Source organism: Paraburkholderia sp. Tr-20389, assembly GCF_017104565.1.
Taxonomy (GTDB): domain Bacteria; phylum Pseudomonadota; class Gammaproteobacteria; order Burkholderiales; family Burkholderiaceae; genus Paraburkholderia.
The window spans coordinates 140,981-151,874 of record NZ_JAAGPD010000024.1 but is presented as its reverse complement, the minus strand read 5'-3'; the positions used below and the strand labels follow the sequence as shown (position 1 = coordinate 151,874).

The following is a 10,894-nucleotide window of genomic DNA, read 5'->3' as shown; positions in this document are numbered from 1 at the left end:
AGGGCGGCGCGATCGCCGGTCAGGTGAAGCAGGCCGAGGCCGTGCAGCAGCAGGCGCTGTACTCGTACCGCAAGGCGATCCAGGTGGCGTTCCAGGAAGTCGACGATGCGCTGATCTCGTCGCAGAAACTGCGCGAGCAGTTCGAGGTGCAGGGCCGCCAGGTACAGGCGCTGGCGACCTATGCGCATCTGGCGCGGCTCAGGTACGAAGGCGGCTACACGAGTTATATCGAGGTGCTCGACGCCGAGCGCAGCCTGTTCAACGCGCAGTTGAGCGAGACGCAGACCCAGGCGGGTGTGCTGGTGTCGTATGTGAGTCTGTACAAGGCGATGGGCGGCGGCTGGGTGGTCACGGCCGAAGGCATGACCACGCAGCAGGCCGCGCATGCGGGCGATGCGTCGCAGCCTGCGAACGGCACGAACGGCACCGTGCAGGAAGTGAAATGAGCGCCCTCTCCCATTCACGCTTGCCGCGTCGTCAGCCCGACGGCGACGCATCTGGATGCATGAGGCAACCCGAATGAGCCGCCCGCCCGAGCTGCCCGAGGCCGTCGCCGTGCCGAAGAAGCGCTGGCGCATCCAGTGGATCTGGATCGTGCCCGTCGTCGCTGTACTGGTCGGTGTCTGGCTCGCCGTGCAGGCCGTGCTCTCGCAAGGTCCGACCATTACGATCAGCTTCAAGACGGGCGAAGGACTCGAAGCGGGCAAGACGAAGATCAAGTTCAAGGACGTCGATATCGGCGTCGTGAAGAAAGTCACGCTGTCGGACGACTACAAGCAGGTCATCGCGACAGCCGAACTCACGCGCGACGCCACCGACATGCTGGTCGACGATACCCGCTTCTGGGTCGTCCGGCCGCGCATCGCGGGCGGCACGGTGTCGGGCATCAGCACGCTGTTGTCGGGCGCGTTCATCGGCATGGATATCGGCCATGCGAAACGGGAGCGGCGCGACTACACGGGCCTCGAAGTTCCGCCCGTGTTCGCGAGCGACGTGCCGGGCCGCGAGTTCGTGCTGAAAGCCGCCGACCTCGGCTCGGTCGATGTCGGCACGCCTGTCTATTTCCGGCGTCTGCAGGTCGGCCAGGTGACGTCGTTCGATCTCGACAAGAACGGCGGCGGCGTCACGCTGCACGTGTTCATCAACGCGCCGTACGACCGCTACGTGAACAGCGATTCGCGCTTCTGGCAGGCGGGCGGCATCGACGTCACGCTCGGCACGGAAGGCGTGCAGATCAACACGCAGTCGGTGGTGTCGATACTCGTCGGCGGACTCGCGTTCGAAACGCCCGCGAACTCGCTCCAACTACCCGAGGCCGAGTCCAAAGCGACCTTCCAGCTGTTCGCCACGCGCGACGATGCGTTGAAGCTGCACGAGAACATCGTCGAGACATTTGCATTCGATTTCCAGGGCTCGGTGCGCGGCCTCGTCGTGGGCGCGCCCGTCGATTTCCGCGGTATCACGGTCGGCGAAGTCTCTGCAATCTACACGCGCTTCGATCCCGTCACGAAGCGGATCAGCATTCCCGTCGAAGTCAAGATATTCCCCGAACGCTTCACGTCGCGCTATGCGACGGAGCCGAAAGGCGGACGCATGGACGAGGACCCGCGAGCACTCGCCAATTTCCTCGTCGAACGCGGTTTGCGGGGACAACTCAAGACGGGCAGTCTGCTCACGGGCCAGCTCTATGTCGCGCTCGACTTCTTCCCGGATGCGCCGAAAGCGCATGTCGACTGGACCCGCACGCCGCCCGAGCTGCCTACCACGCCAAGCGGCCTGCAATCGCTGCAGGAGTCGCTGAACCGGATCATCGCTCGCGTCGACAGCTTGCCGCTCGAACAGATCGGCAAGAACGCGCAGCAGACGCTTGCCAACACCAGTTTGCTGATGCGCAACCTCAACACGCAGGTCGTGCCGCAGGCGAAGAACGCGCTGTCCGCCGCCCAGGCGACGCTCGACTCCGCGAACACCGCGCTGCAACCCGACTCGGCGCTGCAACAGGACACGAGCGACGCGGTCCGCGAACTCGCGCGCACAGCGGCGTCGTTCCGTGCGCTCTCCGACTATCTTCAGCGCCATCCCGAAGCGCTGCTGCGTGGCAAAACAGAGGACGCAAAATGAAGCCGCTGACGCGAACCGGGCGCACCGCTGCCGCGCTGCTTGTGCTGTGCGCAAGCGTCGCGTTGCTGCACGGCTGCAAATCCCCGCCGACCAGCTTCTATACGCTGAGCGCGGATCCGTCGCTCGAACGGAGCAGCCAGGCGTTGCAGGGCGCCGTGGTCGTCGGCCCGGTCACGATACCCGAACTCGTCGACCGTCCACAGCTCGTCACACGCGTGTCAGGCAACGAAGTCGCGCTCGACGAATTCGCGCGCTGGGGCGAACCGCTGAGAAGCGGCATCGCGGCCGCGATTGCCGGCGACCTGACGCGCCTGCTCGGTTCGGAACGGGTGTCGGTGTCGTCGCAGACGGTTGCGGGCACGGAGTCGTGGCGGGTGCGCGTCGACCTCGTACAGTTCGATTCGATGCCCGGCGAGGCCGTCGCCATCGACGCGCGGTGGACCGTGCACGTAGCGGGCCGCACGACGCTGCTCACGGGCCGCTCGACGGTGCGCGAGCCGGTCTCGGGCGCCGGCTATGACGCGCTCGTCGCCGCGCATAGCCGCGCGCTCGCGACCGTGAGCCGCGACATCGCCGCGGCTATCCGGCAGGCTGGGTCGTAAAAGCCAGCCCGCCAGCGCTCAGAACTTCTCCGGCACATACCTCGCCGGCCGGTCGGGCTGCCGGTAGCCTTCCGCCTTTTGCCGCTTGGGCAGCTTGATCTTCGGACGCGGCATCGTCTTGTACGGAATGCTGTCGAGCAGATGCGTGATCAGGTTCAGACGCGCGCGCTTCTTGTCGTCCGACCTCACCACGAACCACGGCGCCTTATCGGTGTCGGTGGCCGCGAACATATCGTCCCGTGCGCGCGAGTAGTCGTACCAGCGGCTGTACGAACGCAGATCCATCGGCGTCAGCTTCCAGATCTTGCGCTCGTCGGTGATGCGCGCTTCGAGCCGGCGCGTTTGCTCGTCTTCGCTGACTTCGAGCCAGTACTTCAGAAGAATGATGCCCGACTGGATGATCGCGTGTTCGATCAGCGGCACGGCCTTGAAGAAGTTCTCCACCTGATCGTCCGTGCAAAAGCCCATCACCCGCTCGACCCCCGCGCGGTTGTACCAGCTTCGGTCGAACAGCACGATTTCGCCGGCTGCGGGCAAATGCGGGAGATAGCGCTGGATGTACATCTGGGTCTTCTCGCGATCGGTGGGCGCCGGCAACGCAATGACGCGAAACACACGCGGACTGACGCGCTCCGTGATCGCCTTGATCGTGCCGCCCTTGCCTGCGGTATCGCGTCCCTCGAATAGCACGCAAACCTTGGCGCCCGTTTGCACGACCCATTCCTGGAGTTTCACCAGCTCGATATGCAGCGCCCGCAGTTCTTTTTCATACTCCTTGGTGCCCAGACGCCCCGACGCCGTTGCGCCTTCATGCGCGCCAGCCTGTTGCTTGCCGTTGGCCCGTTTCTTTTCAGCCCTCGCTTCAGCCATCGCTCGTCTCCCGTAAGCGCCGTAACAGTTCGGCTAAAGGTCCATGCGGCGCATGGACGGCACACGCATCAGGACTCGTCGCGCTCGGGCACGACCTGCACCGTCAGCGTGCGGTTCTTCCAGAACATGTTGTGAACGCGCGGCTGCAGATTCTGCAGAATGTGCGCGCCGACGTCGTTGAATCCGAGCACGACGGCCGGACGTTCACCCGTGCCTTCGACGCGCTGAATCGAATCGAACGGCGGAAACCCGTAGCGGCAAAGAAAGGATTTGATTTCCTCATCGCTCGTGTTGTCTTCGATATTGCCTACCCAAAGCTCAGCCATAACGACGTTCTCCTCATGGAAAGTCCGCTCGCCGAGCGCGAGCGCGCAACGCAGTTGATGAATCCGGTGACTACCGTTCTGCTTGATCTGGCGAAGAAGCCGCATCCATTGATATCAGGCTTCGCAACCACCCGCCCTGACGCATTCGATGTATTTGTTGTGCGCTTCGGCCCGGCAGATACCCGCCCGCCTGTCACCCGACGGCCCACATGCCTGAACGGCGCGCGCATAGCCTGCCGCGCAGTTGCTCTTGATCTCTTCGCAATTCTGCGCCGCTACGGCGACACACGAGAAGCCCAGTAGTGTGGCCAGCACAATGCGTTTCATGGTTGCCTCGATAACGGCACACGGCAAGATTGTCGTTCGCACGAAAAGCAGAAAGCCTCTGCAAACAGTCTATGTGACTTTCCCTGTGTGTTGGCGTATTTCCACCAACATCGCATCAATGCGGATTGCGCAATAGCGGCAGCAAACGATCAGAAAACTGAAACGACGTACACGCTAAACGCAGCGGCAAAGGCCTCACGGCGACGATGCAGGTTTGGTGCTGTCCGGCTTGGGAGCTTTGTCTTGCGACGCGGCCTGCTCTTCATCTTTCTTTTGAGCGTTGCGCGCCTTCTGTTCGGCTTTTCGCTGCGCATCCTGCATCGGCTTCATCGCGGACGGTTGCGCGATGGCTTGTCGCGCCGGCGTCAGCGAAACGACGAGGCTTGCCGCCACGGACAACACAATCAGATCGAACCTGATCATCTGTAACCTCCGCTTCGTCGCCAGGCGCGACATCCTGCTTCGATCTTATAGAGCGCGCATCGCGGCGTCGATATGCAATCCCCCTGGCGGCAGATCGGAACGGCGAAAACGGACCAGCGCGAACGCGCGCATCTGCGGCGTGACGCCCGGAATACGCACAAAGTGGAACTCGATATCGTTGCCGACTTTCGTCTCGCCTTCCTGCACCACGTTCATCATATCGATGCGAATGTGCCGGTTCCGGATATAGACGTAATCGGCGGGCTTGCCGAACACCTCGCAAATGCCTTCGAGCTCGTGTTCGACGACATCTGTCGGCACTCGGAGCGCGGCAAGGCTTTCAGCATTCTGTGCGATCTGTGTCTGCACGTGCACGAGTTCGTCGGCTTCGACGGTCGCGCCGCCGCCCGCGAAAGACGAGATACCCGTGCCGCGCCGATGCAGCAACGCCACCCGCTCCTGCATCAGCTCGCGCCCGCGCGCGAGCCGTGCGGCGCGCGTGGCGGCCAGCATCGAGAGCCCTTCGAGCGCGAGCTGATCGATCAGCCTGCGTTCGATCTCCTTACGCAACGCCTCTTCCGTGAGCCCGCAGATCCTGACGTGATGATCGCTGAAACTTAGCGTGGTTTGAGCGACATCGTGATGCAGCGTGTCGCCGTCGAGTGCGACGCCCAGCACGTGGCGCTCGGTCAACGCCATCCCCAGCGTGCCATGCAGATCGACGGCGCCGGGGTTCTGATCGAAGAAGGCGCGCACGTCTTCGGAGCGGCCGAACGTATCGGCGATGTCCTCGGGCGTCGCGAAGAACGCGCGCAGATTCGGGCTGGCCGCCCACGCGTCGGCATTCGCATCGAGGGTGGCGGGCAGCGACGCCAGCAGTTCGTCCGTGTACTGGAGCGCGACCGATATCGGTTGCTTCAGCCGCTGCCGGTAGCGGCTCACCACGCCGATGCGCGGATGGATGGCGAGTATGCGTTCGATGGCTTCATCGATACGCGCGGCATCCATCGGAGACGCGGCCGGTTCATCGCGATGGAACAGCCGGCGCAGAAAGTCCATTATCGATTTCTCCTTTTAAGGATGCAGCCGCCACGCTCGTTTTCGAATCAGCATACAGCATGAAAAATCCGTTGCGTCATCTGTCATCCGCGCTCTCTTCCGATGAATGCACAGCGCGCAGACCGAGTCTCCGTGCGGGTTTCCGATAGGTCGATTCAATTTGCGTAGCGCGCGCGTGAGAACTCTAATCACTGTCATGGCAATGCCATCTCGTGACGCATCGTCAACCACGCGCCGACAACGAACGGCTGGACCGGCCATCACCGAACAACGCGAATAGCAATATTAGTGAGGGTATCGTGAGAACCATGCCGACCGCGCTTGCCGTGCTTGCCTCTCTTTTGTCGATGACTGCCCATGCCGCCGACATCACCGGCGCGGGCAGCACGTTCGCCGCGCCGATTTACCTCGCATGGGCGGACGGCTACAAGAAATCCGGTGGCGGCACCGTTCATTATCTCGGCGTTGGATCGACGGAAGGCGTCAAGCAGATTCTCTCTGGACAAGTCGACTTCGCCGGGTCCGACGCGCCGCTGACGGAAAGCCAACTGAGCAAGAGCGGTCTGGTCCAGTTCCCGACTGTGATCGGCGGCGTCGTGCCCGTCATCAATATTCCGGGTATCAAGCCGGGCGAGCTGACGTTGTCCGGTCAGGTTCTGAGCGACATCTACCTCGGCAAGATCGTGAACTGGAACGACCCGGCCATCGCCGTACTGAACCCGAAGCTGAAGCTGCCCGATCTCGCGATCGCCGTGATACGCCGCACCGATGGTTCGGGCACGACGCTCATCTGGACGCACTATCTGTCGCAAGTCAGCCCCGAATGGAAAACCCGGGTCGGCGAAGGCACGTCCGTTCACTGGCCGCGCGGTATCGGCGGTAAAGGCAACGAAGGCGTGGCGACCTACGTGCGCTATCTGCCCGGTTCGATCGGCTATGTCGCATGGGACTTCACGAAGCAGAACCATATCGCCTACGCGGCGATGAGAAACGCATCGGGCGTGTCGGTGCAGCCCGGACCTGACGCGTTCAACGCGGCCGCGTCGGGCGCCGACTGGCAGACCTCGCTCTATGCGATCCTCACCAACGAGCCCGGCAAAGACGCATGGCCCGTGATGGGCGCGACCTTCGTGCTGATGCCCGTCACGCAGGACAAGCCCGATCACGGCAAGGAGGCCCTCAGCTTCTTCGAGTGGGCCTTTTTAAACGGGCATCGCGCCGCGCAGGACCTCGACTACATTCCGCTGCCGCCGCCCGTGATCGAGGAAATCCGCACGCAGTTGCATACGCGCTTCAAAGGCGTACCGGAGAGGCCGGTTGCCACGCAGTAGCATCGCCCGTAGCGCGTAAAAAATGCGCGGTGCAACGCGATGCACAACGCGTGAATGCAATGCACGCGGCATCCCTTTGCTGCCTCAGCACACGAACACGAACCGCGCGTGTCAATCTTCAGAATAAAGCGCTTGCTGCACTGCGCAAGCTCGCCTATACCAATAGAGCTTCGGCCTCGAAGCGCCGCGAAAAGCGGCTCGACAAACGACCTTCACGTATCACACATCCGTGCAGCCGCGATGAACGTCGTCGTAGCTGCACGACTCGTACGGGGGACTATTCAATGGCGAACGAGATCGTTCAACTGCGCGACTACAAGGTCAAGAAAGGCGAGAGTTCCATTTCCGGTTTATCGTCGGGCGCGTTCATGACGGTGCAACTGCACCTCGCGCATTCGGCCAGTTTTGCAGGCGTCGGCGTGATTGCGGGCGGACCGTTTCGCTGCTCCGAATCGTTTCGGGGTGCGGCGCCGCTTGCAGCCGATGCCTATGTGCAAAGCGCCGAATACATCTGCATGAGCCCGTTGACGCCGCAGACGGGGCCGAGTGCACCGCGCCTCGCGCAACTTGCGCGCGACACCGAGCAGGCAGGCGCGATCGATCCGCTGTCGAATCTCAAAGGCGATCGCATCTATCTGTTCACGGGCTCGCGCGATACCGTCGTGTATTCGGACGTCGTGAAGTGCACGCAGCGCTTCTATGAACTGCTCGGCGTAGCGTCGAACGATATCCTGTTCGACGATACGGTGCCCGCCGGCCACTCCATCGTCACCGACAATCCCGAAGATTCGAAGCTCGACACCAACCAGCCACCGTATATCAACCAGGGCGGCTTCATGCAGTCGCACCGTATCCTGCATCACATCTACGCCGATCTGAAGCCCGCTGCGCAGCAGACCACCGGCCGCCTGCTGCGCTTCGACCAGACGGAATTCTTCGGCCGCGAAGCGCGCGCGAGCATGGGTGAATTCGGCTACGCGTACGTGCCACGCGCCGTCGAAGAAGGTGCACCCGCGCGCGTGCACGTCGTGCTGCACGGCTGCAAGCAGGGCTACAGCTACGTGAACTACGTGTACGGACGCGCCGACATCGCGAACCAGGCGCCCTACGGCAACCGCTATATCACGTCGACGGGGTACAACGAACTCGCCGACAGCAACGACATCATCGTGCTGTACCCGCAGGCGACGGGCGTGGACGGCGGCGGCCTGCAAAACCCGGATGGCTGTTGGGACTGGTGGGGCTATACGAGCGACGACCCCGACCAGCCCGACTACTATTCGCGCGACGCGATCCAGATCAAGGCGCTGTATAGCATGCTGAGCCGGCTTGGCGGCTGACCTTCCTCTTACCTGACGAGCCTGCTATGAACGAAATGACACTTACGCCCGCGCTTGCGGAACAGACGGCTGCATCGCGAGCCGCGTCGGGCGCCGTGACGGCCGCGGCTGCCGTGCAGAAGACCGCGCCTGCCGCGCGCGCCGGCGCCGTTCAGGACACGCTGAAGATGCCCGTGCTGCTCAGCGGCTGGGCCGCGCGTTCGGCCACCAACGGCATCGATACCGCGCGGCTGTTCGCGTTCGGCATGGACCTGCAGACCTGGAGCGAGCTGGCCCAGATGCAACAGGCCATCGTCGAGCGTCTGACCTTGCAGCAGCAGTCGTGGCTGCAAGGCTGGGCCGCGTGGAATCGCGAGCGCGCGGAAATCCGCGGCGCGAACACCGTGACGAAACTGGTCGAGCAGGAGTTCAACCTGATCGCGCAGATCGGGCAACTGCTGATCGACCAGACCACGAACCTCGTCGCGCTTCAGGAGAATATCGAGGTGTCGTACGCGTACTGGCTCAATCAAAAGCTGGGTGCCCTGTCTTCTACGGCCGGCGTCCAGACGCCCGTTGCGGCCGTCGCGCGCGCGTAATCGCGAAACTCGCGCGGTCGTCTGCCGAGCGCGCGAAACACGCCATCCTGCACGGACGCATTGCGTCCGTCGAGGACCTCCGTGAACAGATAGCGGATCAGGCCGACCACGTCGGGCGGCAGTTGTGCTGCTTCGAGTGCGGCGACGTACCCGGACATCGCGACGCGCGTGAAGCGGATCGGCCTGCCCGTGGCTTGCGCGATCTCCGCGACGGCATCCGCGAAGTGCAACAGGCGCGGCCCCGTCAACTCGTAGAGCTGGCCCGCGTGGCCGTCTTCCGTGAGCGCGGCGGCGGCGACGTCGGCGATATCGTCGGCATCGACGAATGGCTCGCCGATATCGCCGACGGGCAGCGCCAGTTCACCCGCGAGTATCGGTTCGAGAAAATGCGCCTCGCTGAAGTTCTGTGCGAACCAGCTCGCACGCAGCAACGTCCATTCGACGCCCGCCTCGCGCACGATGTTTTCACACCGCTGCGCTTCCGTCTCGCCGCGCCCCGACAGCAGCACGAGTCGCTGCACGCCGCTTTGCACGGCAAGCTGCGTGAACGACCCGATGTCGTCGGCGGCGGCTTCGACCGCCAGGTCCGGGGCGTAAGCGATGTACACAGCTTTCACGCCGTTCAACGCAGGCGCCCATGTGGTGCGATTCGCCCAGTCGAACGGCGCCGTGCCCGAACGTGAGCCGCGCCTCACGTCCACGCCCTGCTTCTCGAGCCGTTCCGCTACACGGCGGCCTGTTTTGCCCGTGCTGCCCAGTACGAGAATCGTGTCTGCTTTCATGGATCATCTCCGCTTTCACGCCGCGTCGTGCGGCGACCGTAAATCCAGAATAGCCACGCTCCTCTGGACGAACAATGATTCCGAATCCATCTTTCATGCTCATTCGTCCATGCACCAGGACGATGTTCTTCGTGTCGCCTACACTGTCCTCATGAACCCACTGCCCGCATCCGGCGATCCTCTCGGCGAAGCGCTGCACTTTCTGCGCATGAGCGGCACCTTCTATTGCCGCTCGGAGTTCAGCGCGCCGTGGGCGCTCGAACTGCCCCCGTTCGAGCAATCGATGATGTTCCATGTCGTCACGTCGGGCGAATGTCTGCTCGACGTGGAAGGTGCCGAGCGCTGCGTGCTGCGTCCCGGCGACCTCGCACTCGTGCCGCACGGCGCGGGGCATCGGCTGATGAGCGCGCCGGACGTTGCCGCCGGCAAACTGTTCGACTTACCGCGCGAAGCCGTCAGCAATCGCTACGAGATTCTTCGTCACGGCGAAGGCGGCGCGCCGACCACGATGATCTGCGCGCTCGTGCGTTTCGATCATCCCGCCGCTCAGCGGCTGATCGGGATGCTGCCGAAGCTGATTCGCGTCGACACGTGGCAGTCGCCGGAAATGGAATGGATACAGAGCACGTTGCGATTCATCGCGGCCGAAGCGCAGCAACTGAATGCGGGAGGCGAAACGGTGATCACGAGGCTCGCGGACATACTCGTGATTCAGGCCATCCGCGCGTGGATCGCGCGTGCGCCCGCTGCGCAAACGGGCTGGCTCGGCGCGTTGCGCGACGGGCAGATCGGCCGTGCGATCGCGATGATTCATCGCGATCCTTCGAGCAACTGGACGGTGGCCACCCTCGCCGATAGCGTCGGCATGTCGCGCTCGGCGTTCTCCGCGCGCTTCACGCAACTGGTCGGCGAACCGGCGATGCGTTATGCCGTGCGCTGGAAGATGCAGGCGGCGCTCACGCAGTTGCAGGAGACGGACGCATCGCTGACGGCACTCGCGACGCGCCTCGGTTACGACTCGGACGCCGCGTTCAGCCGCGCGTTCAAGCGCATCGTCGGCGTGTCGCCGGGCGCGGTGCGGCGCAATGCGCGCGCGCAGATGGACGATGCAACGCTGCCGCTAGCCGGCTGACAC

At 63.5% G+C, this 10,894-nt stretch carries 13 protein-coding genes; 8 read left to right on the top strand and 5 right to left on the bottom strand.

Annotation, left to right across the window (positions count from 1 at the left end):
- The 3 genes from G3N95_RS21835 to G3N95_RS21825 all read left to right on the top strand — a co-directional run.
- Positions 1 to 446 (top strand): TolC family protein (locus tag G3N95_RS21835; protein WP_205972145.1); only part of this gene is annotated, 446 nt, incomplete at its 5' end.
- A 73-nt stretch (positions 447 to 519) separates the two neighbouring features.
- Positions 520 to 2,121: an MlaD family protein gene (locus tag G3N95_RS21830; protein WP_205972144.1), complete on the top strand. Its 1,602-nt coding sequence runs from the start codon at positions 520 to 522 to the stop codon at positions 2,119 to 2,121.
- Positions 2,118 to 2,723 (top strand): PqiC family protein, encoded by a 606-nt coding sequence (locus G3N95_RS21825; RefSeq protein ID WP_205972143.1) that lies wholly within the window; start codon positions 2,118 to 2,120, stop codon positions 2,721 to 2,723. Before G3N95_RS21830 ends, G3N95_RS21825 begins: the two co-directional genes overlap by 4 nt.
- An 18-nt stretch (positions 2,724 to 2,741) precedes the next feature.
- Here G3N95_RS21825 and ppk2 read toward each other — a convergent pair whose 3' ends face one another.
- Both ppk2 and G3N95_RS21815 read right to left on the bottom strand, forming a co-directional pair.
- Complete coding sequence (gene ppk2, locus G3N95_RS21820) at positions 2,742 to 3,593, bottom strand: polyphosphate kinase 2 (protein ID WP_205972142.1); 852 nt, start codon at positions 3,591 to 3,593, stop codon at positions 2,742 to 2,744.
- Between the two features lie 68 nt (positions 3,594 to 3,661).
- Entirely contained in the window at positions 3,662 to 3,919 is a 258-nt protein-coding gene (locus tag G3N95_RS21815; protein ID WP_205972141.1) for an RNA-binding protein, read from the bottom strand.
- A 15-nt stretch (positions 3,920 to 3,934) separates the two neighbouring features.
- Here G3N95_RS21815 and G3N95_RS21810 point away from each other — a divergent pair, with 15 nt between their 5' ends.
- Positions 3,935 to 4,222, top strand: a complete 288-nt coding sequence (locus tag G3N95_RS21810) for a hypothetical protein (protein ID WP_205972140.1) — start codon at positions 3,935 to 3,937, stop codon at positions 4,220 to 4,222.
- 219 nt (positions 4,223 to 4,441) lie between these two features.
- Here G3N95_RS21810 and G3N95_RS21805 read toward each other — a convergent pair whose 3' ends face one another.
- Entirely contained in the window at positions 4,442 to 4,669 is a 228-nt protein-coding gene (locus tag G3N95_RS21805; RefSeq protein ID WP_205972139.1) for a hypothetical protein, read from the bottom strand.
- Positions 4,670 to 4,714: 45 nt separating this feature from the next.
- Complete coding sequence (locus G3N95_RS21800) at positions 4,715 to 5,728, bottom strand: hypothetical protein (RefSeq protein ID WP_205972138.1); 1,014 nt, start codon at positions 5,726 to 5,728, stop codon at positions 4,715 to 4,717.
- Positions 5,729 to 6,036: 308 nt separating this feature from the next.
- Between G3N95_RS21800 and pstS the strand changes: the two genes are divergently transcribed.
- The 3 genes from pstS (at position 6,037) to G3N95_RS21785 (ending at position 8,977) form a co-directional block, all read left to right on the top strand.
- A complete protein-coding gene (gene pstS, locus G3N95_RS21795) occupies positions 6,037 to 7,059 on the top strand; it encodes a phosphate ABC transporter substrate-binding protein PstS (protein WP_205972151.1) in 1,023 nt (340 codons plus the stop codon).
- A gap of 284 nt (positions 7,060 to 7,343) precedes the next feature.
- Entirely contained in the window at positions 7,344 to 8,399 is a 1,056-nt protein-coding gene (locus G3N95_RS21790; RefSeq protein WP_205972137.1) for a poly(3-hydroxybutyrate) depolymerase, read from the top strand.
- Between the two features lie 26 nt (positions 8,400 to 8,425).
- Positions 8,426 to 8,977, top strand: coding sequence for a hypothetical protein (locus tag G3N95_RS21785; RefSeq protein WP_205972136.1), 552 nt, complete (start codon positions 8,426 to 8,428; stop codon positions 8,975 to 8,977).
- Here G3N95_RS21785 and G3N95_RS21780 read toward each other — a convergent pair.
- Complete coding sequence (locus tag G3N95_RS21780) at positions 8,908 to 9,759, bottom strand: NAD(P)H-binding protein (RefSeq protein ID WP_205972135.1); 852 nt, start codon at positions 9,757 to 9,759, stop codon at positions 8,908 to 8,910. The two genes, G3N95_RS21785 and G3N95_RS21780, sit on opposite strands and share 70 nt — an antisense overlap.
- A 151-nt stretch (positions 9,760 to 9,910) precedes the next feature.
- Between G3N95_RS21780 and G3N95_RS21775 the strand changes: the two genes are divergently transcribed.
- The gene (locus tag G3N95_RS21775; protein WP_205972134.1) at positions 9,911 to 10,891 is read left to right on the top strand and encodes an AraC family transcriptional regulator; all 981 of its coding nucleotides are present in this window, start codon (positions 9,911 to 9,913) and stop codon (positions 10,889 to 10,891) included.
- The last annotated feature ends 3 nt before the right edge of the window (positions 10,892 to 10,894 follow it).

Excerpts from the sequence above, each read along its gene's own strand:
- G3N95_RS21830 (WP_205972144.1), top strand. The coding sequence starts at position 520 with ATGAGCCGCCCGCCCGAGCTGCCCGAGGCCGTCGCCGTGCCGAAGAAG.
- G3N95_RS21825 (WP_205972143.1), top strand. The coding sequence starts at position 2,118 with ATGAAGCCGCTGACGCGAACCGGGCGCACCGCTGCCGCGCTGCTTGTG.
- ppk2 (WP_205972142.1), bottom strand. The coding sequence starts at position 3,593 with ATGGCTGAAGCGAGGGCTGAAAAGAAACGGGCCAACGGCAAGCAACAG.
- G3N95_RS21815 (WP_205972141.1), bottom strand. The coding sequence starts at position 3,919 with ATGGCTGAGCTTTGGGTAGGCAATATCGAAGACAACACGAGCGATGAG.
- G3N95_RS21810 (WP_205972140.1), top strand. The coding sequence starts at position 3,935 with ATGGAAAGTCCGCTCGCCGAGCGCGAGCGCGCAACGCAGTTGATGAAT.
- G3N95_RS21805 (WP_205972139.1), bottom strand. The coding sequence starts at position 4,669 with ATGATCAGGTTCGATCTGATTGTGTTGTCCGTGGCGGCAAGCCTCGTC.
- G3N95_RS21800 (WP_205972138.1), bottom strand. The coding sequence starts at position 5,728 with ATGGACTTTCTGCGCCGGCTGTTCCATCGCGATGAACCGGCCGCGTCT.
- pstS (WP_205972151.1), top strand. The coding sequence starts at position 6,037 with ATGCCGACCGCGCTTGCCGTGCTTGCCTCTCTTTTGTCGATGACTGCC.
- G3N95_RS21790 (WP_205972137.1), top strand. The coding sequence starts at position 7,344 with ATGGCGAACGAGATCGTTCAACTGCGCGACTACAAGGTCAAGAAAGGC.
- G3N95_RS21785 (WP_205972136.1), top strand. The coding sequence starts at position 8,426 with ATGAACGAAATGACACTTACGCCCGCGCTTGCGGAACAGACGGCTGCA.
- G3N95_RS21780 (WP_205972135.1), bottom strand. The coding sequence starts at position 9,759 with ATGAAAGCAGACACGATTCTCGTACTGGGCAGCACGGGCAAAACAGGC.
- G3N95_RS21775 (WP_205972134.1), top strand. The coding sequence starts at position 9,911 with ATGAACCCACTGCCCGCATCCGGCGATCCTCTCGGCGAAGCGCTGCAC.